The sequence below is a fragment of the Citrobacter sp. Cb080 genome (genome assembly GCF_030334745.1).
GTDB lineage: Bacteria > Pseudomonadota > Gammaproteobacteria > Enterobacterales > Enterobacteriaceae > Citrobacter > Citrobacter braakii.
This window is the reverse complement of record NZ_JAOWDG010000022.1, coordinates 1-25,621: the sequence shown is the minus strand read 5'-3', so window position 1 is coordinate 25,621 and position 25,621 is coordinate 1. Positions and strand designations below refer to the sequence as shown.

The window sequence follows — 25,621 nt, the reverse complement described above, 5'->3', positions numbered from 1 at the left end:
AATTTTTTTCTTTGCGATTTCTTGTTAGCGAGGCGTCGAAAAACGGTATGGCCGCAAAATTTTATGCTGGATAAAAATAACGCACAGCAGGAGATACCAAAGCAGGGAGTTCCCCGCCATCACCGCCATATGTGAGATAAGTCACCATAAAAAAGCCATATGTTGAATAATATTTTCAACTGAGTTATCAAGATGTAATTAGATGATTGTTCTTTTACTGTTAACGGAGTGGCTATGCGAGTTGTCATACTGGGAAGTGGTGTCGTTGGCGTGACCAGCGCCTGGTACTTAAGTCAGGCTGGACACGATGTCACCGTCATTGATCGTGAGCCCGGTCCGGCACTGGAAACCAGTGCGGCGAACGCGGGGCAAATCTCTCCAGGTTATGCAGCACCCTGGGCGGCGCCAGGTGTACCGCTTAAAGCAATTAAATGGATGTTTCAGCGCCATGCGCCGCTGGCCGTTCGCCTCGACGGGACGCAGTTCCAGTTGAAATGGATGTGGCAGATGCTACGTAACTGCGACACCAGCCATTACATGGAAAACAAGGTCCGGATGGTGCGACTGGCGGAATACAGCCGTGATTGCCTGAAAGCGCTACGCGCCTCTACCGGTATCGAGTACGAAGGACGCCAGGGCGGAACGTTGCAACTGTTCCGTACCGCTCAACAGTATGAGAACGCGACCCGCGACATCGCCGTCCTCGAAGACGCCGGCGTGCCGTATCAGCTCCTGGAAGCAAGCCGTCTGGCGGAAGTTGAACCGGCGCTGGCGGAAGTGGCACACAAGCTGACCGGCGGTCTGCGTTTACCGAATGACGAAACCGGTGACTGCCAGCTGTTTACCCAGCGTCTGGCGCTGATGGCGGAGCAGGCGGGTGTGAAATTTCGCTTTAATACTCCGGTCGATAAGCTGTTGAGCGATGGTGAGCAGATTTATGGCGTTCAGTGTGGCGAGGAGATAGTCAAAGCCGATGCCTATGTAATGGCGTTCGGCTCGTACTCTACGGCGATGCTGAAGGGGATCGTTGATATTCCGGTCTATCCGCTCAAAGGCTATTCATTGACCATTCCGGTGGCGCAAGATGACGGCGCGCCGGTTTCAACGATCCTTGATGAAACCTACAAAATCGCCATTACCCGCTTTGATAAACGTATTCGCGTTGGCGGCATGGCGGAGATTGTCGGCTTCAATACGGAATTGCTGCAACCCCGTCGTGAGACGCTGGAGATGGTCGTCCGCGATCTCTTCCCACGCGGTGGGCATGTGGAGCAGGCAACCTTCTGGACCGGGCTGCGTCCGATGACGCCGGACGGTACGCCAGTGATCGGGCGAACGCGCTTTAAGAATCTACTGCTTAATACCGGCCACGGCACGCTGGGCTGGACCATGGCCTGCGGTTCGGGTCAGTTGCTGAGCGACATTCTGTCAGGCCGCACACCAGCCATTCCTTACGACGATCTGAGCGTGGCGCGTTACAGCCCGGGGTTTACCCCATCTCGTCCACGGCATTTACATGGCGCACATAACTGATAAGGACGTGAGATGACTCGCCCGATACTGGCCAGCATTGACCTGCAGGCGTTGAAACAAAACCTGACCATTACCCGCCAGGCCGCGCCGGACGCCCGCGTCTGGTCGGTGGTGAAAGCCAATGCATACGGACACGGCATTGAACGTGTCTGGAATGCGCTGGGCACAACCGACGGTTTTGCCATGCTCAATCTTGAAGAAGCGATAACCCTGCGTGAGCGCGGGTGGAAAGGCCCGATACTCATGCTGGAGGGATTTTTCCACGCCGAAGACCTGATGGTGTATGACAAATATCGTCTGACCACCTGTGTACACAGTAACTGGCAATTAAAAGCGCTGCAGAATGCGCGCCTCAACGCGCCGCTGGATGTTTACCTGAAGGTGAACAGCGGCATGAACCGACTGGGTTTCTTACCGGAAAGAATATCAACGGTCTGGCAACAGCTGCGGGCAATGCCCAACGTCGGTGAAATGACGCTGATGTCCCACTTTGCAGATGCGGAGCACCCGGAAGGTATTCAGGACGCCATGGCGCGGATTGCACAGGCGACAGAAGGGCTGGAGTGCAGACGGTCGCTGTCCAATTCGGCCGCCACGCTGTGGCACCCTGAAGCACATTATGACTGGGTGCGCCCGGGCATTATTTTGTATGGCGCGTCACCTTCGGGACAGTGGCGGGACATCGCCAATACTGGCCTGAAACCGGTCATGACCCTGAGCAGTGAGATAATCGGCATACAGACGCTGAAAGCAGGAGACCGGGTGGGCTACGGGGGACGCTATACCGCCAGTGGCGAGCAGCGTATTGGCATTGTGGCGACCGGGTATGCAGACGGTTATCCGCGCCATGCGCCAAGCGGAACGCCGGTGCTGGTGGACGGCGTACGCACTACAACGGTGGGGACGGTCTCAATGGATATGCTGGCGGTAGATCTGACACCGTGTCCGCAGGCGGGGATCGGGACGCCGGTAGAGCTGTGGGGCAAAGAGATTAAAATTGACGATGTGGCCAGCGCAGCGGGTACGGTGGGCTACGAGTTGATGTGTTCTCTGGCGCTGCGCGTGCCGGTTGTGACGGTGTAACGTATATGAAGCCGGATGTCGACGCTGATGCGTTTCATCCGGCTACACCGTTTATGCGACGCAGAGCGCAAACCGGGCAAAGCGCTGCCGCCGCCCGGCAAAAAGCATCAACGCGCCTCATCCTCATCTTCAGCAACGCGAACACCGACCTTCAGCACCGCATTATCTTCTTTCTCAGCAACCGTCCAGATCATGCCAGCAAATTCAACCTGGTCACCGACGACCGGCGCGGCGCCAAGCAGATGCTGGACAATTTCACCCAGCGTTTGCTGTTTATCACGATACTCTGTGCCATCTTCCAGGCCATAAATCAGTGCCACATCGGCATATTTTGCGCTGGCCTCGAGAATAAAATCACCGAAGAAGCGCTGGTCTAACGATACCGGCGGCGACTGGCTAAACAGCTTGCCGAGAGCAGGGAGATCGCGCTCACGACCAATGACGCACAGAACATCGCCTTCACGCAGCCGCGTACTGCCGGATGGGTGAAACAGCACGTTGTCACGAAACAGGGCGGCAATTCGCGTCTCTTCCGGCATATGCAGGTCACGCAGTGCGGCTCCTACACACCACTTATCCGCGCTGAGCTGATAAACGAACTGCTCCCAGGGGTTTTCCGGATGAATATCCAGACCAATGCGCGAAACGGGCCAGCCGACGGGAGGAACCACCACTTTGGCTTTTTTGGCGGCCCAGGAAAGCGACGTTCCCTGAAACAGCAGCGAGATCAGAACCACGAAGAACGCGACGTTAAAGAACAGGCGCGCATTCTCCAGACCCGCCATCATTGGGAACACGGCGAGGATGATGGGGACTGCACCGCGCAGGCCCACCCAACTGATGAAAATGCGCTCGCGCAGATTGAAGCCACGAAACGGCAGCAGTCCGGCGAAGACCGACAGCGGACGGGCAATGAATATCATCCATGCAGACAAAATCAGCGCAGGTATCGCGATAGGCAGCAGGTCGGACGGCGTAACCAGCAGTCCCAGCACCAGGAACATGGCGATTTGCGCCAGCCATGCCAGACCGTCGAAGTTTTGCAGAATGCCAAATCGGTTGCGGATGGGGCGATTACCCAGCAGGAAACCACATAGATAGACCGCCAGAATACCGCTGCCTTCCAGTGCAGTGGTCAGGGCAAAAATCAGGATCCCACCGCTTAAGGCCAATAGCGGATAAAGCCCGGCAGGCAGTGAAATGCGGTTAATCATTTGCTGAAGCAGGTAGCCCCCACCGAGACCCAGTATGATCCCTAAGCCGAACTGCTGGATAATATGCACTGCAAACATCCAGCTTAAACCGGTCTCGTGATTTTGAATCATGGCGATAAGCGTGATGGTCAAAAACACCGCCATCGGGTCATTACTCCCGGATTCAATTTCCAGCGTAGAGCCAACACGCTCGTTAAGCCCCTTGCCGCCGAGCAGGGAAAAAACCGCCGCGGCATCGGTTGAACCGACAATCGCGCCAATCAGGAGTCCTTCGATAAGATCCAGATGAAACAGCCACGCGGCCATCATGCCGGTGAGTCCGGAGGTTATCAGCACCCCGACGGTCGCCAGCGACAGCGCCGGGCCTAACGCGACACGAAATGAGCTGGCCTGGGTGCGCATCCCGCCGTCGAGCAGGATAACCGCCAGCGCCAGGTTACTCACCATATAGGCGAAAGGGTAGTTATCGAAAGGAATACCGCCCACGCCGTCGACTCCCGCTAACATACCGATAGCGAGAAATATCACCAGAATAGGGATACCAAGACGTGATGAGAATGAACTGAGTAAGATACTGCAGGTGACGAGTACGGAACCCAAAATAAAAAGGCTAATTATTGCTGCGGCATCCAACGTTCGGTTACTCCTGAATTACGCTGTTTCGTATTTATAAACCCTAACATAATAACGACAGAAACAGCGTTTTACTTAGCCCTGTTAACCGCTTTTTTTACGATTTAAGTACCGGATGCCCACTTAAGGTGAGCTGAGCGCCGTTTTTATCATTTTTCAGTACCGCTCTGGCTCCCAACGGCAAGGTGACGGTGCGTTGTTCATGACCAAAATCGAGGCCGTCGATCACCGGAACCGATAACCTGGCGCGTAGAAAATCACAAACTGAGTCAAGACTGTAACCCGCGTCGTAATCATTAGGTGCGCTGCCGCTAAAACTGCCGAGGATAATGGCGTTTTGTCGGGCCAGTATTCCTGCGTGATACAGTTGCAGCAGCATGCGTTCAATGCGAAAAGGATGCTCGTTAATGTCTTCCAGCACCAAAATGCCGTTTTCGATAGCGGGCATCCACGGCGTGCCCATCAGAGAAATGAGCATCGCCAGATTTCCGCCCCATAGCGTACCTTCGGTCGCACATGCCGGACCGTTACCTTGCCACTCGAGGGTAAATTGGGCATTGCGAACAGCCTGCCAGAAATGGTGCTCGGTAAATGCGTTCATCTCCTCGGCGCCAAAGTTAGCCGCCAGCATCGGGCCGCTGAAGCTAATCACATTCCCCTGCGCCAGCAGACCACACTGGATTGCGGTAAAATCGCTGTGTCCGCACAGCAGCAGTGGGTTGTGTTGCTGACGGTTCGCCAGCGCCTGCCAGTCAATATCTGCCAGTAAACGGCTCGCGCCATAGCCGCCGCGTACTGCCATCACAATGGTATCGGGCGTGTTCAGATTTACGAGCGCGTTCACATCAGCAAGCCGTTCTGCTTCTGTACCCGCAAAACGCTGGCAGCGGCGCGCAATGACCGCTGAATTGTCGACCTGATGACCGGCCTCAGTAAGACGCGCCAGCCCGCGTAAGGCAGCCTGCTGGTTGATACAGTAGCCCGACGGGGCAATTAAGTGAAACCGGGACATGGCATTTCCTTGCTACAACTAAAACCAAATGTATATCATGCCGCGTAGGTATGTCGTTGTCACCTCAGCGACAGGTTCCGGCTATAAGGACAGATGACGTGAAATTGAGATGGTTTGCTTTTTTGGTTGTATTACTTGCGGGCTGTAGTTCAAAACAGGATTACAAAAATCCGCCGTGGAATGCTGAAGTTCCGGTTAAACGCGCAATGCAATGGATGCCGATCAGCGAAAAAGCCGGTGCGGCCTGGGGTGTCAGTCCACAATTGATTACCGCGATCATCGCCATTGAATCAGGTGGAAATCCGAATGCGGTCAGTAAGTCTAATGCGATTGGCCTGATGCAGTTAAAAGCCTCTACGTCAGGGCGTGATGTTTATCGTCGCATGGGGTGGAGTGGCGAGCCGTCAACCAGCGAGCTGAAAAATCCTGAGCGCAATATCTCGATGGGGGCCGCATACCTGAGCATTCTTGAGACCGGGCCGCTGGCCGGGATCGAAGATCCGCAGGTGATGCAATATGCGCTGGTGGTATCGTACGCCAACGGTGCGGGCGCGCTGCTGCGAACGTTCTCCTCCGACAGGAAAAAAGCCATTAATAAGATAAACGATCTCAGCCCGGATGAATTTATTGAACATGTTGCGGATAATCATCCGGCGCCGCAGGCTCCGCGCTATATCTGGAAGCTTCAACAAGCGCTGGATGTGATGTAATTCAGGTGATGCTAATCGCGCACCTTATTCGACTTTTCCCGGGCCTCGCGCTCGAGGGAAAAAATAATCCGCTGTAGGTTACGCTCCACCGCCGGGCTGACGTTGAGAAAACGAAAGCTCAGGCGGGGAGTGGTAATTGTTTCGTTTTTCCCGTCGATAACTTTGCGTTCGCTAATGGAAATTAGCTGGGCGTCCACCTGATACACTCCCCATTGCTCCATGTTCAGTTCAACCTGTGAAAAGCGCATGCCTTCTACCAGTCCCTCTGGTTTTGCTGTTTCTAACAGCCCGCCCATACCGCCAAGAGACAAATCGAATAAGCGAAAACACAGCGTGCTGTTATCCGGCATTTTTACCGTGCAGCGATAGGGGGGATGCAGTGGAGCACCGATACGGAAATATTCCCGACGCTGGACGAACCACAGAGATGGCGGCAATGATGAGATAAATGCGGGTAGCCGCTGGTATTCGCCTTTTTTCAGCTGTGGCAGGGTGAACTCCACTTTGGCTCCCTGCGTTTCGGCGATAATCGTAATTTGATTGGCTCGCTGCACGGCCTGGTTTTCATATTCCTGACTACCAAAATCCATGATCAGTTCGTCCGGGCTGACCGCCAGTATTTTGCTGATGAACTGGCCACCTGACCAGGAGATACGCAGCGGAACCTGCTGCGAATTTAAGTCCCGGAGTACGCCTAACACCGCTAACGGATTTTGCTTCAGGAACTGCTCATTGTAGTTACTCACACCTAATGACTCCTGGATGCCTGGTTTATCGTTGGATTATCGGCATCAATCAACGGAACTTAATACAAATGGATGAAATTTTTTACCAAACCCAATGAATTAAGTCTGAGGGAAAAAGCACGTAGCGATGGCTTGCCTATACTTAACGTGCTGGCGCAAGAATGTCTTGCGCGTGCGTTCACTGGAAAGAGGGCCTGGAAATGGGAATTATTACCTGGATTATTTTTGGTCTGATTGCGGGGGTTATCGCCAAACTGATTATGCCGGGGCGCGATGGCGGTGGATTTATCCTGACCTGCATTCTCGGTATTATCGGTGCTGTGGTCGGTGGATGGCTGGCTACGATGTTCGGTATCGGCGGCGATATCAGCGGGTTTAATCTCCACAGCTTCCTGGTGGCCGTGGTCGGCGCGATTGTTGTGTTGGGTGTCTTTCGGCTTGTACGACGAGATTAATCGAACGGCCCCTGACGGGGCCGTTTTTCTGCATTGTTAAGTCAGAACTGATACTCAATACCCGCCCAGTAATTACGCCCCTCTTCAATAAATCCTTCACTGTAAACGTACTGCGTATCGAACAGGTTATTGACCGAAGCGTTAACGCTAAACCCGTGGCCAATGGCGTAATCAGCGCGCAAATGGGTAATGGCGAAACCAGCGGCTTTCTGCGAGCCGTCGGTATTGCTATAGCTTGACGAACGGGCCTCTTCGGACAGCGTAATGCTGAGTGGCTCCCACGGTTTCAGCGTCATCCAGGCGGTCAGGGTTTGCGTCGGCAGATCGGTAATCTTACCGATATCGCTGCGTTTGGCGTCCGCATGAATAAGGCCGTAGCTCAGCCCGACGTCCAGCATATTAAAAACTTTACCTTTAACGCCTGCATCCAGGCCGGTGTAATCCACCCGACCACTGTTCTGATTCTGGATGGTATCGGCATCAATATTGTGCGAAAGAATCGCGTCGCTGATGCGGTTGTAATACACGCTGGCTTCGAATCCCCAGTTCTGGCTAAGTGAACCATTCCATGTCAGGTCCACGCTGCGGGCGCGCTCCGGTTTAAGCTGTGGATTGACCAGGGCTACCTGGTTATAGGCCGGTTTCGAGGTCGTGTAGCGTTCTTTTAACGTTGGGAAACGCGTTCTGTCAGAGTAAGACAGCGCTAATGTGTCTGAATTTTCAAAGTGGTATTTGGTCATCACCTGCCAGTTAAAGGCCGACTGATTGTTGTCATCGTAGTGCGTGACGCTGCCGTTTTTCTCGTGCTTCATACCTTCCAGACTGTCTCGCCAGTCATAGCTTATTCCCGCCACCACATCGACATTATCCGCCGCAGCCCACTGGTATTCACTGGCCACGGACCAGGTGCGGTCTTCGTAGCGGTCGTAAGCCGCATTCGGTGCGCCTTTCTCGCGGTGAACATCGTCCTTCCAGTTCACGGCGAAAGAGAGCAGATCGTTTTCTCGCATATCCGCAGCGAGCTGCAGGCCAGCCCCATCGCTATAGTCCGAATAATGGCTGTAGCTGCCTTTCTTATTTTTCAGATCGGCCAGCGAGTTGTACATCATCAACGTATTTTCAAAGGTGTCGCGATACAGACGGCTTTTCAGAGTAAAACGGTCGCCCAGATGCGTGGTTCCCTGATAGTAATAGCTCTCTTTATCGTATTGTGGCCATTGCCAGTAGCGTGATTTCTGGCTGCTGGTTCCGGCGTACGGTGGATTATCTTTTTCACCGTCCTGATTTATATAGGTCAGCACATATTCATCATCTCCACGAGGGGTAAAGCCCAGCTTCACGATGCCACGCTTGTCATCAGCGGAAGAGTTGATCATCTTGCCGTGACTGCCCGCAACCGGGTTGTCCACGCCATGCGGTAATCCAAGAAAATCCTGCTTCAACTGACTGCCGCTGAGCTGGATATAGCCGAGATCGTTACTGGCGCCAAATGAAGCGTGCATATCGTGGGCGTTGTCTTTGCTGCGACTCCAGCCCTGGCGATAGCCAATGCTGCCTTCAAGCGGTTTGGTCGGTTTTTTTGTAGTGATATTGATGGCACCGCCCATCTGGTTTGGCCCCTGCAACAGAGACGAGTAGCCTTTGGAGACTTCAACCGAAGCGATATCGGATGTCAGAAAACGGCCTAAATCGAGGTTGCCGTCATAGGGGATGTACACCGGCACGCCGTCAAAAAAGACGGGAACCTGACGGCTGTCAAATCCGCGCACTTTTACCTGTTGCTCGTTGCGGTTGCCTGACTTTTGCAGCACGACGCCGGGGACGACGCTCAGCGCCTGCGCCACGTTCTGTTTATCCAGCTGTTGTATCGTTTCCTGGCCGAGAACCGTGGTGGTTGCCGCGGAGACCGGACTAGACCAGACGGTCATGTTTTCGCTTTCCTGCCCAGCAAAAGCACTGTGCGCGAAAGCAAACGACAGGGCTGTGTAAAGACAACTTTTGTTGAAATTCATTATTTTTAGTCCATTTTTTGATGTTATAGGCCACGTGCGTCCGGGCTCAGGCTCACTTTGATATCCGCAGGTGGAGCGTAGTAAGGCGCGGAAGTGATAAAGAGTCTGATACCGCAGTCGAGATAACCCGCCAGCGAGGCGAGGGTAATGCCGCCGGTCAGTGCCAGCGTGCAATGGGGGGCCAGAGCAGGGGCCTGACGGGCAATTTCTGCCGCCTGCTCGGGGGTAAATTTGTCGAGTTGTAGGACATCAGGGGCGGCGCGTAGGGCGGCCAATGCCTCATCTGGCGTATCCGCTTCGACCACGATCTTTTTTTCTGGCGCATGGCTGCGTAAGCGCGCAATCGCGCCTGTCCAGTCGTTTGGGTTGGTAAGAAAACGGCGGTGATTAGCAAACAGCAGTACCGTTTCGGCGCATCCTCCCCGATGGATAATGCCCCCGGCGGCAAGTATTGCCTGAGTCGCCAGTAAACGCGTACCGGGAATGGCTTTGCGGGTGCAGGCAATCTGCCCATCGGGATAGCGTTGATGCAGCATGCTCAGCATCTCGACGAGATAGCCCGACACGCCGCAGCTCCACTCCAGTACATTTTGTACCGCTTTCCAGCCCTGGTGCAGCGCCGCCGCCGGTCCGTGTGCGCGAATCAGTCGCTGTCCGGCGTTCGCCCGTTCGCCATCAGACAAAATATCGGTGACGGTTAATCCCAATGACGTCAGCATTTGTCTGGCAACAGCGGTACCGCTAACGCATCCGCCCTGGCGATGGTTAAACTCGATGACGCCTGGTTGGGCGCTGATACCCAGCGCGCGGGTGGTCAGATCGCCGCCCTGAATATCTTCCAGCAGCAGCGCGTCAGTTTGCGCCTGCGAAAAGTAGATCATCGCAGCGCCTCCCGCGGGATGCTGTCCCACCAGATAAGCGCCCAGTCACGGCTGGCGGGGGCAATAGCGCGTGGATCCTGCTGTTGATACCAGTTTTCCAGACGTTCGACCTCGTCGGCGCTCAGTTCACCCATACTCCAGCGCACGTTTTCCAGAAAACGCGTCCAGGTGCTGTTGTCCTGCTGACAGTTGGGACCGCGGATAAAATCAACATGCGCGTGGATCCCCATCTGATACAGAACATTAAGCGCATAGATATAGTTGGGCAGTTCAATCACTTCGCGGCCAAGTGCGCGCTGAATGGTGGGAGAAACGAAAGATGAACTGACAAGGTGGGTGGTATAAACCCGCAGCCGGGCCTGATTATTCAGCTTGCTCATTGCCTGGCGCATATCGGCAACCAGCGTGGAGCGCGAGGCGACGGCGATATCGCACTGGGGTAAATCATCCCAGTGCTCTTCCCAGGCTCGTTGCACCCATTGTACGTGACGGGCGTTCATTTGTGCGGCGCGGCGGGCAGCTACGCTCAGCATTCCCTGGCTGTAATCTACGCCGTAAATTATTGGCATTTTTTTAGCCAGCGCCAGCGAGACTGTACCGGGGCCGCAACCCATATCAAACAGCGACTCTGCACCTTGCAGGTCGATTTTCCCCAGCAGTTGCAACAGATAGCTGTCGGTTAATGAGGCGCAATTCTCCGCCATTTTTTCCGCACGTTTGTCCCAGTGCTCCGGCTTTTTCTCGGTTCTGTTCGCCAGCTGTAATTGCTTACGGTAAAGATCGGCAAAATCAATGTCGTCAATGAGCATGAATATTCCTTAATTGAGTGAACCATAAAGATGGTGGGTAATTTGTGACGGTGTAACGCGATACAGCGCGGCCAGGCGGTCGGCGGCGAGCTGATGTTCAGGCAGACCCTGCGACACCTCGCCGTTTGGTTCAACCCGTACCACGCTGTCGGCGATTGCCCGGGCGTGCAACGGGTGATGGGTCGACATCAGCAGGGCCATACCGGAATTTTTCAGCGTCACCAGCGTGTCGAGCAGACGGATTTGATGCCCAAAATCAAGGCTGGATGCGGGTTCATCCAGCAATAAAAGACGCGGACGTTGCGCCAGCGCGCGAGCGATCAACACCAGTTGCCGTTCGCCGCCGCTCAGGGTGTTCCAGCGTCGAAGTGCCAGGTGAGAAATCTCCAGCATCGCCAGTTGCTGATGCGCAATTTCACGCTCTTTAGCGCCGGGAACCGCAAATGCCGCCAGTTGCGGGGCCAGTCCCATCATCACCATGTCCAGCGCGGTGAAGGCAAACGCGCCGTCGTGCGCCTGAGGAACCCAGGCGATGGCTGCGGCGCGTTCCCGATCGCTGAGATGATTCACCGCGACGCCATCAAGCAGAATGTCACCGTGAAGTGGCGGAAGAACGCCGAGAATGGTGCGCATCAGGGTGGTTTTACCGCTGCCGTTAGCACCAATCAGACAACAGACAGAACCGGGCGAAACCTGAAAGGAGATATCGCGTAACACGGGTTGTTTACTGTGGTATCCCAGCGACGCGTGGCGCACGAGTAATAGCGTCATGGGCGGTTTCCCCGCAGCAAAAGCAGCAAAAAGAACGGTGCGCCAATAAATGCAGTCAGGATCCCCAGCGGGATTTCCGTGCGGCTCAGCGTGCGGGCGAGGGTGTCGGTGAGCAGGAGTAAAATGGCGCCGATCCCCATGGACACCGGCAGTAACTGCTGGTGGTTATTCCCGCTGAGGAGTCTGCCGATGTGCGGCACCACCAGTCCAATCCAGCCGATAATGCCGGCAATGGCGACGGTACAGGCGGTGACTAACGTTGCGCAGACGATCAGTCCCAGCCGCAGTCGGGAGACGTTGATCCCAAGCGATCGGGCTTCATCATCCGACAGGGTGAGCAGGTTCATGCGCCAGCGCAACAGCAATAACGGGACCAGTCCAGCAAGGATCAGCGGTGCTGAGAACCACAGATCGTGCAGAGTAATTGTCGATAAACCGCCGAGCAGCCAGAAGGTGATCGACGGAAGTTGGGTATACGGGTCGGCCAGCGTTTTGATGAGCGAAATTCCCGCACCGCAGACCGTACCCAGCGCAATCCCGACCAGCACCAGTGTTAACACCGGATCGTGACGCTTGACTCGCCGGGTAATCAGCCAGACACCGGCGACCACTAACAAACCGCCAGTGAACGCATACAGCTGAATAAACAGGATTGGTAGCCCCAGCAGGATTGCCGTACAGGCGCCCAAACCGGCACCGGCCGCCACGCCGAGGATATCCGGCGAAACCAGTGGGTTACGGAACATTCCCTGATAAGTGGTTCCTGCGCCAGCCAGCGCTGCGCCGAGTAACAATGCAGCCAGAATGCGCGGCAGTCGGATTTGCCAGAAGACGATTTTGTCCTGCATCGGGACGCCATCCCTGCCCGCAATAAGATCCACGACCTGTTGTGCATCGAGGCGATAAGCACCCGACACCGCGGCGATGCTCGCGCAAAGCACCACCGTCGTAATCATCAGAAAACCGAGGGTAGATGTTTTCATCAGACGCTCACCAGTTGTTGATACTGTGCGTCGCTTAACGTGGTGTGCCAGAACAGTTCACTGTAGCGCTGCATATCGGTTTTAAAGCCCGCTTCAACCTGTGGATCAAGCCAGGCATGCAGACGGCGTAACCCCAGCAAACGATTGATGCCGGGAGGCGCGTCCAGCCAGCCAAACGGCAGGCCGCTGAGAAACAGAATGCGCCGATCGGCAACCGCTTTGACTCCTTGCCAGACGGGATCTTCTCGCAGGTACTGTGCCGTAATCGCATCCTGTACCAGAATAATATCGGGCTGCCAGCTCAACAGGTTTTCCATTGAAACCTGCGCCAGCCCGTGCAGCCCAGGAATTTGCGCCACATTGTGTAATCCCAGTAGTTCTGCCGCTTCGGTATGCAATGAACCTTGTAATCCTGTTTCAAGTCCGCGGGCGCCGCGCGCGGCATAAAAACGCAGCTTTGCTGCGGGAGAGTGTGAAAACGCGAGGGCTTCATCAATAAAACGCTGGGCCAGTTTGGCCTGAGTCCTGGCCCGTGTTGCGACTCCCAGCGCTTCACCTGCCGCGAGTAGCTGTTGCGGGCTGAGCCGCAGTTCGCCATTAATCAGCAGCCAGGGAATTTGCGTTTGCGCATTCACTTGTCTGGCCTGAGAAAGCCAGGTTTCATCGGCATTGCCGCAGTCAATCACCAGGTCGGGTTTAAGCGCCAGTAGCGCTTCAAGCGAGAGTGTGCTGGCGCGCCCCGCCAGCTTGCCCAGTTTCGGTAAAGCCCGAATGTCTTCGTGAAACGGGATGGCGGTCTGACGAGAAAAATCAAAGGATGAAAAACCAACCAGTTTTTCCGGCGCGACGGCCAGCAGCAGCATGTCGGCGGGTGCGCCTGCGCTGACCACGCGTTGGGTCGCCTCTGGCGCTGGGTGGCCTCCAACGGCAACGGTTAGCGGCGTTTGAGCCAAGGCGGGAAGATGGCGTAGCAGCAGTGCAGATGCCACAAGCTGGGCAAACATCCGTCTTGTCAGTGGCATAATTGTTATCCTGAAGGTGATAAAATCGCTATATATTTACATATACAGCGAATAAAAACATGTTCAGAATCAATTTCTCACGGATGAAAACCCGGAATACCCCATAAGGGCTAGATGGCGTAGAGACAACAGGAATGGCGAAATATAAGCCTGAAAAAATCCGCGACGCAGCGCGGATTCGGGGAGTAAAACGCTTCAGGTAACGGCATTAAGACGTCGGCTGAGCCTGTTTTTTAGGCTCGACTGGCGTGGTACTTGCCGGGGCCGGGCGCGATGCGGGCACGCTGTCACAGGGCTTTTCTTTGGCGCAGATCAGGTCGAGCATTTTTAGCGTTACGCCGTTGGTCCAGCCAAAACCATCCTGCAACGGATATTCGCCGCCGCCTCCGCCAGTGCCTGTGCTACTCACGTCATACTTTTCAACCAGCTTTTTCTCACGATCGTAGGTGTGCTGCACGTTGGTGAGGAATCGCCAGGTCACGTCCATGGCGACGTTATCCTGACCGTAATTCTGTAATCCCGATGCGGCGACCCACTGGAGCGGGGCCCAGCCGTTGGGAGCATCCCACTGCTGGCCGCTTTTCACTGACGTGGTGGCCAGGCCGCCGGGTTGCAGCAAATGCGCCTGGGTTGCCGCGGCCACTTTACTGGCGCGATCTTTTGCTGCTGCATTGACATACAACGGGAACAAGGCGGCGGCCGTGAGTTGGTTACGTACTTTGTGGCTCTTCAGATCGTAATCGGCATACCAGCCTTCTTTGTCGTTCCACAGGTGCTTTTCGATCCCTTTTTGTCGGGCATTAGCGAAGCCTTCATATTGTGCAGCTTTGGCATTATCCCCGGCGGCCTTGCTGGCGAGGGCGATCATCTTTTCCATTTTGTACATCAACGCATTGAGATCGACTGGAACAATGCTGGTGGTGCGTAGGGTGCCTAGTTGATTGGGGTTATCCATCCAGCGGGAACTAAAGTCCCAACCCGACGCGGCGGCAGAACGCAGGTCGCGGTAGATTTCTGTGGCCGGTCGGTTCGGATTGCTTTTCGCTGTGGCGATATCCTCCACCCAAGACTCTGGCCGCGGCGTATCGCGGTCATCCCAGTAGCGATTCAAAATGGTGCCGTCATCCAGTTTAACCACGCGCTTATTCTGCTGACCGGGCTGGAGCGTTTCGACGCCTTCCATCCAGTAGGTGTATTCTTTGAGCATCTGCGGGAGGTATTTTTTCAGCGCGTCATCCCCGTCATGCTGCGCCAGCAGTTCCACCATAAAGGCAAAGAATGGCGGTTGAGAACGGCTCAGATAGTAGGTGCGGTTGCCGTTAGGAATGTGCCCCCAGGAATCAATCTCGTAAGCGAAGTTTGCCACCATGTCGGAGACCTTATCCCAGTGATTGCTCTCGGCAAGCCCCAGCATGGTGAAATAGCTGTCCCAATAATATATTTCGCGAAAACGCCCGCCAGGCACGACATACGGTTCCGGGAGCGGCAGCAGAGAGTCCCATTTTTCAGCGTCGGTTGTCGAACGAGTGAGTACCGGCCACAGTCCGTCAATATGCTCGCGCAGCGATTGCCCGGCTGGAGGGACGTATTTCTCGCCAGCTTTCGGCAAGGTGAAATTCACTTCCACAAAATGACGTAAGTCGAATCCGGACTGATTTTTCTGCATCCGGTAATCGGCAAGGATCATTAATGGATCGCTGTTAGGGACGGCGTCAGCAAAGGTTTTCTGGTCAGGAAACAGTTTGGCCGTTTGTACATCGTTAAACAGTGGGCCAAGCAAAATATCAGGCGGCTGAGGCGTTGCGGTTGGCGCGTCCTCGGCGTTGACGGCAAAAGAGGAAAGGGCAAAAAAGGTGCTTGCGAGCGTCAGTTTTATTGCAACAGAGAGCAGGCCTGGATGGCGAGTTGCAGGCGTTATCATCGGTTAATCTCCTTAGGGTGTGCCGAAGCAGCGGCATTTACCATGAGAAAACCTTAGTTCAGGATCGACCGTTGCGCGTGATCGACGCCCCATTTTGCGAATAAACAGACATTTCCCGACGCGAATCGAAAAGATGCACACCCTTTGTCGGCAAAGGGCGTGCAACCGACATCAGTCCGCGCGGGTTATCCGCTGGGCCACGCTGTCAAGGGTCAGGGTATCACCCATCGTGATACTCTCGATGGCCTCGCCTTGCTGACATAACCAACATAACCCCATTGCACGGGCGATAATCGCCGGGTGGGACGCTTCGCTCCCGTCCCGCAGGCAGATGCCTTTGATGGTCTTCGGATCGAGTTGCAGCACCGTAGATGGATAGATGACCTCCGCGACCAAAATAGTGGGGCGGATGAACGCGGGAATTTGTGCAGTCTCTCCCGTTAAATACTGCAGTGAACGAGACAACAAATCTTCAATATCGATGTATCGCGCCTGCAGGTAAGGATCGTCGAGCTGTAAATACTGCTGGCTGAGATCGCTCAGCACCTGATGCCAGGCCCAGGCCGCGCTGCACTGCGTTTCACGCATTAGATCACAAGCCATATCGAACAGATCCGGATCGTCCAACAGCGTGTGGTGACCGGAGAAAATAGCGGCGATATCTGCGGAATATCTCTCTTCTGCAAGCGCGGTTAGCTCGCTTAAGTCGTTCAGCGTGCTTTGGATAGCGACCCGTAACCGTTGCTGCTCAATCTGGAGTGAGGCTACAGGCTGCTGGCTTACCTGTGGTGAGAACGGTGTGTAACAGAATGCCGTCCCCGTGACCTGTGAGGGAACCTTCGTCACCACGGTATCAGCATGCGCGGGCTCGAGCGATTCACCAAAATTCTCAGCCGCCAGCTGTTTGAATGCGGCCAGTGCATCCTCTGCCTGTTCGCCCTTGGCAATCAGGCGCAGCGTGTCGTTACAGCGTACCTGCAGCAGGGCAATCTGATTCAGGCTATCAGGGACGACGCACTTGCCATTTTTCTCCAGCCACATATCGGCGTTAAAGCCAGACAGCGCGGAAACCAGCCGTGAAGCCGGACGCACATGAATGCCGTTTGGGTTTTTCACCACAATGGCCACTGAATGAGCATCTGCATCGGGCGCGAATTCGGCAGATGTCGGCTTTGCTGCAGATGGCGAAGGTAAACCCAGTTGCTCACATTTGGCGTCGAGGGCATTCATGGCATCACAGATGACCCGCTCGATGTCAGCACCTGCGGCAGCGCTAACCGTTGCGGCGAGCGTGCCTTCGACCAGCGGCGCGGCGCACAAACGTACTTTGGCGGCAATGGCCGGATCGAGCAGTTCCAGCGCGGTTTCCGCACTCAGTAGCGCACTACCGATATCCATCATCACCAGCACGTGATCCGTATCGGCCACGGACTCAATGGCTTCCATCACCTTGATAGGATCGGTACCAATCGGATTCTCAGGATCGTCAATGCCTGCGGCAATAGCGATTTTGCATCCATCACCCATTAACATCTGCCGGGCTAGCGCGCCGACGCCTTCGCCCAACTGGGCGCTGTGAGAAACAATAACCAGGTTTACCATCGCTTTATCCTTACTCTCTGGACGCCTGAGCCAGCATTTGCATCATAAACATTACGGACGTTGCGCCGGGATCCTGATGCCCAATGCTGCGCTCACCGAGATAGCTGGCGCGGCCTTTGCGGGCCTGCATGGTGATGGTGCTTTGCGCTGCTGCTTCCGCTTGTTGGCTTGCCGCTTCCAGCGCCGCCTGTACGCTCAGCTTTTGCTCGCAGGATTGGCGTAAAGATTCCACTACCGGCAGCCAGACATCGCACATGGTTTTGTCGCCAGGTTCAGCTTTACCGCGGCTAATCACACCTTCTGCGCCATCACGAATCATTTGATACAACTCCTCAAGCGTCAGGCTTTGATGAGCCTGGGTCACCTGGGCGGCGCGGATAAAAAAGGTACCAAACAGTGGACCGCTGGCCCCCCCGACGCTTGAGAGCAGCACCATGCCGGTGTTTTTCAAAATAAAACCAATGTCTTTATCGGCGATGGACGGCAGCTTTTCGACGACTTTGCTAAAGCCGCGGTGCATGTTCAGACCGTGGTCGGCATCACCAATTTCCCGATCAAGACCGGTGAGAAAATCACTTTCGGTGGTGAAGATCTCACCGCAGCGATAGAGCCAGTTAACAATTTGTGTTCTGTTGAGGGACATCATGTATCTCCTTATTTACCCCAGTTGAGAGCAGGGGTGTGAACCGGTGCATCCCATAAGCTCAGCGTGTCGTCATCCACCTGTAACAGGGTGATTGAGAAGCCGGTCATATCCAGAGAGGTACAGTAAGAACCGATCAGATTGCGCTCAATGACGATGCCGGCGTCCTGGCAACGGCTTTCGAGGCGGTTATACACGCCGAAGAGTTCTGACAGCGGCGTCGCACCGAGATTATTGACCAGCGCAATGACGCGATCGCCGCTTTGCAACGCGCGTTTGCTTTCTTTGCCTTCCTGCCACGCGCCCTGAACGTTGTCCCAGTGGCGGAGCGTACGGCTGTAGTTGCCGTTTTCCAGCAGGGTATCGAACATTTCATCAACGGTCTGATCGAGGGAAGTGAAGGTGCGGCGGTCAATGCCCGGTTCCCCGTGGATACCCACGCCAAACTCCATTTCGTTATCCTGCAACGTGAACGACGGTTGTCCGGCGGCCGGAACGGTACAGGCGCCAATGGCTATCCCAATGGAGTGGCCCTGGTTATTCAGTTTACGACCCAGCGCCGCACAGACTTCCAGTGAGTCACCGCGTTCGGCGGCAGCGCCGACCAGTTTTTCGATCAATACGGTATTCGCCACACCACGACGACCGGCGGTATACAGACTGTCTTTCACCGCCACGTCGTCATCCACTACCATGGTGGTGACTTTGACGCCGCTTTCATGCAACAGCTCGGTGGCGGTTTCGAAATTAAGAATATCGCCGGTGTAATTTTTGATGATCAGCAGTACGCCTTCGCCGCCATCAATTTGCATGGCGCATTCGAACATTTTATCCGGCGTGGGTGAGGTAAAAATTTCACCCGGGCAGGCACCAGAGAGCATGCCCTGACCAATATAGCCGCAGTGCATAGGCTCGTGTCCGCTGCCGCCGCCGGAAAGCAGCGCCACTTTGCCCATTACCGGCGCATCTGCGCGGGTGACATATACCGGATCCTGATGCAGTGCCAGGGAAGGATACGCTTTCGCCAGTCCGGCGAGTTGTTCAGTCAGTACGTCTTCAACACGGTTAATCAATTTTTTCATTATTTATGCTCCGCAGACAGTCCTGGATGGCTGCCAGATTCGGGCAGGCATCTGATGTAGGGTATCGGGTTATACAACGCCACGGCGACTGCTCGCTGCCGATAAGGTAATTTTGCACACGGGTTGGCAAAAGAAAATTGCTGTAATGGGCGTTTCAATACGAAACGTAGCAACATAATAATGTTCCGTATTGGAACGTCATGGTGCATAAAACAGCGAAAATGAGAGGTTGGGCCGTATTTGGCCGGGAAGCTGATTCACGGGTGTTTAGGGAAAACAAACCACCTGCAGAGCAGGTGGTTTGTAGGCAAGGTCGATTTCGGCGTTAGCCCGGATAAATTCCGCGATCTTTACGTGCCAACAGAATGCGTTCGCAGGCAACAATGTAGGCTGCCGTACGCAGTGAGCAGGATTTCTCTGCCGCTTTTTCCCACACGTGTACCATCGCATCGGTCATTATTTTGTCCATGCGATTGTTAATCTCTTCTTCGCTCCAGAAGAAGCTAGCCATGTCCTGAACCCATTCGAAGTAGCTGACGGTTACGCCGCCGGCGTTACAAACAACGTCTGGGACAACCACGATACCGCGGCTTGCCAGAACGTCGTCGGCATCCGGATAGGTTGGGCCGTTAGCGCCTTCGAGTACCAGTTTACAGGTAAGCGTTTCCGCGCGGTGACGGGTGATCTGGCCTTCGAGCGCGGCCGGGATCAGAATATCCATCTCCAGGCTCCAGAAGGCTTCGCTGGCAATGGTTTCAGCGCCCGGAAAACCGGCAATCTGTTTGTGCTCCAGTTGCCAGGCAGACAACGCGGCCATGTCGATACCCGTTGAGTTAAACAGCGTTGCGGTGTGATCCTGAATCGCGACCACGCGTGCTCCTGCTGCCGCGAACAGGCGGGCGGCTTCGCTGCCGACGTTACCAAAACCTTGCACCGCTACGCGAGCGCCTTCAACGTCGATGTTGGCACGACGCGCCACTTCCAGACCGCTGACGAAAACACCACGACCGGTGGCTTTATCACGGCCTAACGAGCCGCCGAGGTGAATAGGTTTACCGGTGACCACGCTGGTCACGGTGGTGCCGTGGTTCATGGAGTAGGTATCCATCATCCAGGCCATTACTTTTCCGTTAGTCCCCACATCCGGCGCAGGAATGTCTTTCTGCGGCCCGATGATAATGCCGATTTCGCTGGTATAACGGCGGGTTAAACGCTCCAGTTCACCTTCGGAAAGCGAGAACGGATCGACGCGCACGCCACCTTTCGCACCGCCGTACGGCAGGTTCAACGCTGCGCATTTGATGGTCATCCATGCGGACAGGGCCATCACTTCATTAAGATCAACATCAGGATGATAACGCACACCGCCTTTGCCTGGCCCGCGGGAGAGGTTATGTTGCACGCGATACCCTTCAAAATGACGGATAGTACCGTCATCCATCTGCACCGGGATATCGACAATCAGCGCGCGTTTTGGGTGGCGCAGGGTATCCACCCAATGGGAAAGTTCGCCCAGGTAAGGGGCCACACGCTCGATTTGTTGCAGGTAGGTATTCCAGGCAGATGTGCTGCTATCTGAAGCGTAAGATAACTTATCCATGATAAACCTTAGTTATAAAAGTAATATGTTCTTAATTTGGCCGTGGTATACAGTGAATCACACCATATGAACCTAAATTTAACATTTATTTCATGGAATGGCCTGTCCGGCTAACACGGTTTATCGGCATGAAGCGTGTGGGCTTTAGCTGAGAAGTGAATAGTTATTCTTTGATTGTGCGGATATTTCGGTTATTTTGCTGACTGGATAATTTAATATGCATGATTTATAAAAATCGCAATTTGTCAGATTTATGACGCACCTCTAAAAGTAAATAATATGATAATAAAATGTATTTGCTTTATTGCGATTAAGCTGGGGTCAGTAGGTCACGGCGATGGTAACGGTATCAGCATAATTGTCAGGCGTGTAGTTCGCGCTGGGAACGGTGGCGTAAACCGGGTAGGTGGTGGTGGTTCCCGTACCGTTGCCCGCGACGGTATTGAGCGATGAATTGCCCCAAACCGTACCGGACGGCCCCGGCGTCGAGCTAAGCTGGTAGGGGACCTTGTCCGTATTTGACCCCGTGCCGGCCATCACGCTGCTGCCTGCCGTATTGCCGTTAGAGGGCTGAAGTCCGATGGTGTAAGGCGTGTTATTGGAACATGCTACGCCCACGGTATTTGAAGCCGTTAGGTTACGCCCGGTCGCCCCGGCGGGCGCAAAGCTAATATTGGTTGCAGAGGTGATATTGCACTGTTTGCTGACCGTCGCCGATACGGTGAAGGGAAGTCTGGCGGCAACGGTATCGCCACAGGTGGTCGGCGGGAAAAGCAATCCAGGATTGAGGGTGACAAGGGCTGTCGCCGCCGTATAGCTATCCTGATAGCTTCCGGGGACCGCTGAGGTTTGTGGCGTGACAATCTGCGCTGATACCGTGAGTGAGCCCGTCACTGGCGTCAGATTCAGCAGGTTAAGCTGTACCATTGGAAAAGTTGTTCCCGACTGATACTGACTCCCCCAGACTTTGGTGTGTCCGGCATCCTGGTAAAGCTGGTATGCCAGCGTTCTGGCAGGTGTTCCGTTTAATGACATATTTCGAGGTGTCACCTGGCCACTGACGGCTGAGGCGCCAATATTAAAACAGAGGTTGATCCCTGCCAGCGCGTCGCCAAGCTCTTTGGTGCAGGTGTAGTTGAACGTCATTGATGACGTTGCGCCTGTTGCAGACAGCGGATTGACTGAGCCCAAATTTATGGGTTGCACATTACTCACCGAACAGGTTACGGCATGGCTAATCGCCGGACAAAAGAGTACGGCTGCGATGAGTAACAGATGCCTTAACCTCATGAGCGCACTCCTGTTAGTGTGGCCGGCAAACCAGTGGACCTATTTGCACAATCCCTTTTGCGGAAGCGGGATAGTCAAATTGCACGCGACAACTGCCGGTGTCTGTCTCAACGCGTAGCGCGTTGTGCTGTTCCAGCGTGTCGAACCAGGTCATCCCATCAAAACCAACGACAGACGATTGTCCTGTTTCGTTGATAGCGTATGCCATGCTGCCTTCGGGAATGGGTTTACCCTGATTGTCGACGAGGATGACCTGCGCAGCGCGTACCGGGGTAATGCCAAAGCTAACCAATGTACCGGAACGATCGGCAGGCGTTGCATTCGCCTCAACGCGCGCGATCCGCATATTGGCGGGGAGATCCATTGGGTCAATACTGATCAGGTTTTTTTGATAACTGTTCAGCGGCGTGACCAGCAATAGCCCCTGGTCGTCGCTGCGACCAATCAGGTTATTTTGTAATTTAATCGGGACGTCAGGAACGCCGTCAGTTGATACGACGGCAAAGCCATTGTTGATTTCACGTGCTGCAAACAGGCCGCCTCCCATGGTAACAAGCGATCCGGTGGCGCCTGCGTAGCCGTAATGGTTATCCGGTAAACGGCTGAATCCCGCGTACGCTTTACCATAACGCCCCAGATATCCCACTTCTCCCTGACCGCTTTGCCGGGAAGCCTGCTGACTGGCGGCCAGATTCCAGCCCCAGCCGCCGTCGGCAGGAGGCGTCAGGCTGGCGTTGAGCTGGTAGCCGGTCTCATCATTGGTGTGTTGTAGGGTGCTGCTGGCACTTAGATTATTATCAGTGGTCATTGTCACCATCAAATAGAGACTGCGATCGCGGTTATCGTCGATGTTTTGGTTGAATCCGGCATTCAGTGAAATGTTGTCGGTAATCGATTTGAACCAGCTGGCGTTGGCGTAGCGCACCGCATTTTCGTGCGGATAACGAAACTGCAGGTAACTCAGGCTGACATTACCGGCAGCTTCCAGCGAATAGCCAATGACCGTATTGCTGTTAAGCGTCGGTGGCGGCTCGCCATAATGGGTGGCGACATCACGATAATCGCCGGAAGTGGCCGTCGTACTGGTACTGAAATTAAACCGTTCGCCGGACCAACGATAACCAAAACTGTACAGAAAACCGTTCTTTCCTGAGTCGGTACTTGCGGCAACTGAGGTCGAAAACGTGCCGCTGCGGGTGCCTGGGATCCAGTCGTTACTGAAGCCCGCGTTAATCAGTCCATCGCTGGTTTCAGCGTGAGTCCCGGCGGTGAACGTATTGCTAAACCCCCGACGCCATGTACTGCTCAGTACCGGTGCGCTGGCATAATCAAAAGAGGAGTAACCATAGTTTTCGCGCACTGTACCCAGTTCTGCAGACCAGGCAGTTAATCCTTCCCGCAGGAGTTGCTGATCGTTGTAGAACGAAAAATTTTGTACGCTCGTTCTGCCCAGCGCATCCGTCATCATTACCTGACCCGTTCCCGCGCCGCTGATGTTCGGCATTGTGTTGATCTGAAAGCTACCCGCGGGGACTTCTCCGTTGTAGTACCTGACGCCGTCGACGTACAGCTCAACGTTTGACGGCAACGTCGCGGAGCCAAGATATGCAGGGAGCGGGGTGGTTGGCATATAGGGCCGCAAACCAAAATCGGTTCCTATCTGAATGCCGCCGATACGCGTCGGCCGGGACCAGATAAGTGAACTGGTCAGGGTATCGCCAACGGTTACCGCCAGCATCGTTTCGGGAAATGACGTACGCCAGCTGGTATCGAGTCGCTCAACGCTGTTATCCGCATTTTCCTCGGTGGAATACTGCGTCAACTGGGTGGTGCTGAGCACGCCTGCAGCATTGAAAGCGCGTAGTTCGCTGAAGGTATTTATTGCGCTTTCATCCCCCTGTTGGGTATAGATATCGTAATTGAGCAGCCCTCCGCGTGATGTTGTCGCCGTCGGCGCGGTCTCTACGGGGGAGTTAAGCTGCGTGGTCGCAAGATCGAGTGAACTGAGTGGCGCAGTAAGCGAAAGCGTTTGCAACTGAACGTTATAGTCAATCGTTAGCTCGGGGATATCGTTCAGGCAGACGGCGTGAGTGGCGTCAGGCGCAAAGCGAAAGCCCATTTTTCGCAGGGTATCTGCCCCAGCATAGAGCTTTCCATTATCGTAACCCAAATGCACCAGCCCAAGGGGATTCCCATTTAAGGTGACGTCGAGATACAAATTGACCCCCACGAGCTGCGCTGCGCCATTAATAACACCATCTTCGTTCTGGTTATTATTCAGCGTTTGTGCGCAAACCATTCCCGATATTAATACTCCATTGAGAAAGCAATATTTCACCAGAAGCCAGGATCTGTTACAGATCTTGTACTGTTTTTTGGCCATTGATTGTGACTTCAACTTTCCCGCCATCATGAGTATTACTGGCCGACGGGGAGACTATCCAGCGCATTGTTGAGCCGGGTAAAACGTAGCCTAACAGTCCGGGCGTAATAACTTTTTTAGCACCGTCAGGGCTTATAAATGTTGCAGCAGATAATTGTGCATGCCCATTTCCCTGGTTACTCACTTCAATAAATTTTTTGCCATCAAGCTGTTGTAATTTCCATTGCAATTTTGCCTGCGTTTGCGCCGCTGATGTTGGTTGAATGAAAACGGGGACGGAATAATGCAGCACAAACTGAAGCTTATTTTTTTCTACTTTTGCAGGCGGTAACTCATCTATCGATAACCGATAACTTCAATCTGGTTTACCGCAGGGGCAACGTTGTTGAAGGCGATAAGGTCGGCCAGTCTGTCAGGATGGAAGTTGCTGACGCCAATGGCGCGAATTTTTCCTGCCTGTTGTAATTCTTCCATGGCACGCCATGCCCCATGGACATCACCGTAAGGCTGGTGAATCAGATACAGGTCAACATAATCAAGTTGCAGACGATTCAGGGAGCGTTCGAACTGGGCTTTAGCGCCTTCGTAATGAGTATCCTGCAGCCACAGCTTGGTCGTTACAAAGAGTTCGTTACGGGCGATACCGCTTTGTTTCAGAGCGTTCCCAACCTGGGTTTCATTCTGGTAAGACGCGGCGGTATCGATCAGGCGGTATCCCGTGTCGATGGCATCAATCACGGCTCTTTCGCATTCAGCGGCATCAGACATTTGAAACACACCAAAGCCCAGCAGGGGCATTTCAATACCGTTGTTCAGTTTTACAGTTTGCATGACGTTATCCTTTGGCTGTTGTCGAGGAAAAGCATAACGCAAAGTTATTTATTCGATTAGATGGGGTAATTAGCTAGGGTGAATCGACACGGGTTTAACAGACACCTCAGAGTCATTTAAGATGGCTTAAAGAGAGGTGCCCATGAGCGGTAAGCGTTATCCCGAAGAGTTTAAAATTGAAGCAGTCAAACAGGTTGTTGATCGTGGTTATTCTGTTTCCAGCGTTGCAACACGTCTCGATATCACCACCCACAGCCTTTACGCCTGGATAAAGAAGTACGGGCCGGATTCCTCCACTCATAAAGAACAGTCAGATGCTCAGACCGAGATCCGCCGTCTCCAGAAAGAGCTGAAGCGGGTTACTGACGAACGGGACATATTAAAAAAAGCCGCTGTAGATTCAAT

At 54.3% G+C, this 25,621-nt stretch carries 21 protein-coding genes and 3 pseudogenes; 6 read left to right on the top strand and 18 right to left on the bottom strand.

Going from position 1 to position 25,621, the window contains the following annotated elements; genetic code table 11:
- Nucleotides 1–234 precede the first annotated feature (234 nt).
- The 3 genes and pseudogenes from OGV38_RS01140 to OGV38_RS25035 all read left to right on the top strand — a co-directional run.
- A complete protein-coding gene (locus OGV38_RS01140; protein WP_181500327.1) occupies nucleotides 235–1,533 on the top strand; it encodes a D-amino acid dehydrogenase in 1,299 nt (432 codons plus the stop codon).
- A 12-nt stretch (nucleotides 1,534–1,545) separates the two neighbouring features.
- Nucleotides 1,546–2,616: a catabolic alanine racemase DadX gene (gene dadX, locus OGV38_RS01135; protein ID WP_049269119.1), complete on the top strand. Its 1,071-nt coding sequence runs from the start codon at nucleotides 1,546–1,548 to the stop codon at nucleotides 2,614–2,616.
- 5 nt (nucleotides 2,617–2,621) lie between these two features.
- Nucleotides 2,622–2,792 (top strand): annotated as a pseudogene (locus OGV38_RS25035) (hypothetical protein); the annotation flags it as partial.
- Here the strand turns inward: OGV38_RS25035 and OGV38_RS01130 are convergent.
- Together OGV38_RS01130 and ldcA are read right to left on the bottom strand one after the other, a co-directional pair.
- Nucleotides 2,724–4,463: a potassium/proton antiporter gene (locus OGV38_RS01130; protein ID WP_016153367.1), complete on the bottom strand. Its 1,740-nt coding sequence runs from the start codon at nucleotides 4,461–4,463 to the stop codon at nucleotides 2,724–2,726. The pseudogene OGV38_RS25035 and the gene OGV38_RS01130 overlap by 69 nt on opposite strands.
- Before the next feature lie 97 nt (nucleotides 4,464–4,560).
- A complete protein-coding gene (ldcA, locus tag OGV38_RS01125) occupies nucleotides 4,561–5,475 on the bottom strand; it encodes a muramoyltetrapeptide carboxypeptidase (RefSeq protein ID WP_019076960.1) in 915 nt (304 codons plus the stop codon).
- A gap of 98 nt (nucleotides 5,476–5,573) precedes the next feature.
- Here ldcA and emtA point away from each other — a divergent pair, with 98 nt between their 5' ends.
- Nucleotides 5,574–6,185 carry a membrane-bound lytic murein transglycosylase EmtA gene (emtA, locus tag OGV38_RS01120; RefSeq protein WP_016153365.1) on the top strand — a complete coding sequence of 204 codons (612 nt, stop codon included), beginning with the start codon at nucleotides 5,574–5,576 and terminating at the stop codon, nucleotides 6,183–6,185.
- Nucleotides 6,186–6,196: 11 nt separating this feature from the next.
- On the opposite strand, the gene ycgR is transcribed toward emtA, so the two are convergent.
- A complete protein-coding gene (gene ycgR / locus OGV38_RS01115; RefSeq protein WP_181500328.1) occupies nucleotides 6,197–6,931 on the bottom strand; it encodes a flagellar brake protein YcgR in 735 nt (244 codons plus the stop codon).
- Nucleotides 6,932–7,131: 200 nt separating this feature from the next.
- Between ycgR and OGV38_RS01110 the strand changes: the two genes are divergently transcribed.
- Nucleotides 7,132–7,386, top strand: a complete 255-nt coding sequence (locus OGV38_RS01110; RefSeq protein WP_016153363.1) for a GlsB/YeaQ/YmgE family stress response membrane protein — start codon at nucleotides 7,132–7,134, stop codon at nucleotides 7,384–7,386.
- 41 nt (nucleotides 7,387–7,427) lie between these two features.
- On the opposite strand, the gene OGV38_RS01105 is transcribed toward OGV38_RS01110, so the two are convergent.
- The 15 genes and pseudogenes from OGV38_RS01105 to OGV38_RS01035 form a co-directional block, all read right to left on the bottom strand.
- Nucleotides 7,428–9,398 carry a TonB-dependent receptor plug domain-containing protein gene (locus tag OGV38_RS01105; RefSeq protein WP_016156778.1) on the bottom strand — a complete coding sequence of 657 codons (1,971 nt, stop codon included), beginning with the start codon at nucleotides 9,396–9,398 and terminating at the stop codon, nucleotides 7,428–7,430.
- A 23-nt stretch (nucleotides 9,399–9,421) separates the two neighbouring features.
- Entirely contained in the window at nucleotides 9,422–10,279 is an 858-nt protein-coding gene (gene modD / locus OGV38_RS01100) for a ModD protein (protein ID WP_286472856.1), read from the bottom strand.
- On the bottom strand, nucleotides 10,276–11,088 hold the full coding sequence (locus OGV38_RS01095; RefSeq protein WP_016156776.1) for a class I SAM-dependent methyltransferase: 813 nt from the start codon (nucleotides 11,086–11,088) through the stop codon (nucleotides 10,276–10,278). The genes modD and OGV38_RS01095 overlap by 4 nt, the downstream gene beginning before the upstream one ends.
- A gap of 9 nt (nucleotides 11,089–11,097) precedes the next feature.
- Nucleotides 11,098–11,859 carry an ABC transporter ATP-binding protein gene (locus tag OGV38_RS01090; RefSeq protein ID WP_131346189.1) on the bottom strand — a complete coding sequence of 254 codons (762 nt, stop codon included), beginning with the start codon at nucleotides 11,857–11,859 and terminating at the stop codon, nucleotides 11,098–11,100.
- Entirely contained in the window at nucleotides 11,856–12,815 is a 960-nt protein-coding gene (locus OGV38_RS01085) for a FecCD family ABC transporter permease (RefSeq protein WP_369707202.1), read from the bottom strand. Before OGV38_RS01085 ends, OGV38_RS01090 begins: the two co-directional genes overlap by 4 nt.
- A 26-nt stretch (nucleotides 12,816–12,841) precedes the next feature.
- Nucleotides 12,842–13,864 carry an ABC transporter substrate-binding protein gene (locus OGV38_RS01080; RefSeq protein ID WP_016156773.1) on the bottom strand — a complete coding sequence of 341 codons (1,023 nt, stop codon included), beginning with the start codon at nucleotides 13,862–13,864 and terminating at the stop codon, nucleotides 12,842–12,844.
- Nucleotides 13,865–14,072: 208 nt separating this feature from the next.
- Nucleotides 14,073–15,785: an alpha,alpha-trehalase gene (locus OGV38_RS01075; protein ID WP_016153356.1), complete on the bottom strand. Its 1,713-nt coding sequence runs from the start codon at nucleotides 15,783–15,785 to the stop codon at nucleotides 14,073–14,075.
- Nucleotides 15,786–15,956: 171 nt separating this feature from the next.
- A complete protein-coding gene (dhaM, locus tag OGV38_RS01070; RefSeq protein ID WP_016156772.1) occupies nucleotides 15,957–17,387 on the bottom strand; it encodes a dihydroxyacetone kinase phosphoryl donor subunit DhaM in 1,431 nt (476 codons plus the stop codon).
- 10 nt (nucleotides 17,388–17,397) lie between these two features.
- Complete coding sequence (gene dhaL / locus OGV38_RS01065; protein ID WP_016153354.1) at nucleotides 17,398–18,030, bottom strand: dihydroxyacetone kinase subunit DhaL; 633 nt, start codon at nucleotides 18,028–18,030, stop codon at nucleotides 17,398–17,400.
- A gap of 11 nt (nucleotides 18,031–18,041) precedes the next feature.
- On the bottom strand, nucleotides 18,042–19,112 hold the full coding sequence (dhaK, locus tag OGV38_RS01060) for a dihydroxyacetone kinase subunit DhaK (protein ID WP_016153353.1): 1,071 nt from the start codon (nucleotides 19,110–19,112) through the stop codon (nucleotides 18,042–18,044).
- Between the two features lie 325 nt (nucleotides 19,113–19,437).
- On the bottom strand, nucleotides 19,438–20,712 hold the full coding sequence (locus tag OGV38_RS01055; protein WP_016153352.1) for a Glu/Leu/Phe/Val family dehydrogenase: 1,275 nt from the start codon (nucleotides 20,710–20,712) through the stop codon (nucleotides 19,438–19,440).
- A 321-nt stretch (nucleotides 20,713–21,033) separates the two neighbouring features.
- Nucleotides 21,034–22,002 carry a Csu type fimbrial protein gene (locus OGV38_RS01050; protein WP_181500330.1) on the bottom strand — a complete coding sequence of 323 codons (969 nt, stop codon included), beginning with the start codon at nucleotides 22,000–22,002 and terminating at the stop codon, nucleotides 21,034–21,036.
- Between the two features lie 13 nt (nucleotides 22,003–22,015).
- Nucleotides 22,016–24,301, bottom strand: a complete 2,286-nt coding sequence (locus tag OGV38_RS01045) for a fimbria/pilus outer membrane usher protein (RefSeq protein WP_181500331.1) — start codon at nucleotides 24,299–24,301, stop codon at nucleotides 22,016–22,018.
- 55 nt (nucleotides 24,302–24,356) lie between these two features.
- A pseudogene (locus OGV38_RS01040) lies at nucleotides 24,357–24,740 on the bottom strand (fimbrial biogenesis chaperone); the annotation flags it as partial.
- A pseudogene (locus OGV38_RS01035) lies at nucleotides 24,737–25,216 on the bottom strand (aldo/keto reductase); the annotation flags it as partial. The pseudogenes OGV38_RS01040 and OGV38_RS01035, both read right to left, overlap by 4 nt.
- A gap of 142 nt (nucleotides 25,217–25,358) precedes the next feature.
- Here OGV38_RS01035 and OGV38_RS01030 point away from each other — a divergent pair.
- A partial coding sequence (locus OGV38_RS01030) for a transposase (RefSeq protein ID WP_286472854.1) occupies nucleotides 25,359–25,621 on the top strand: 263 nt, incomplete at its 3' end.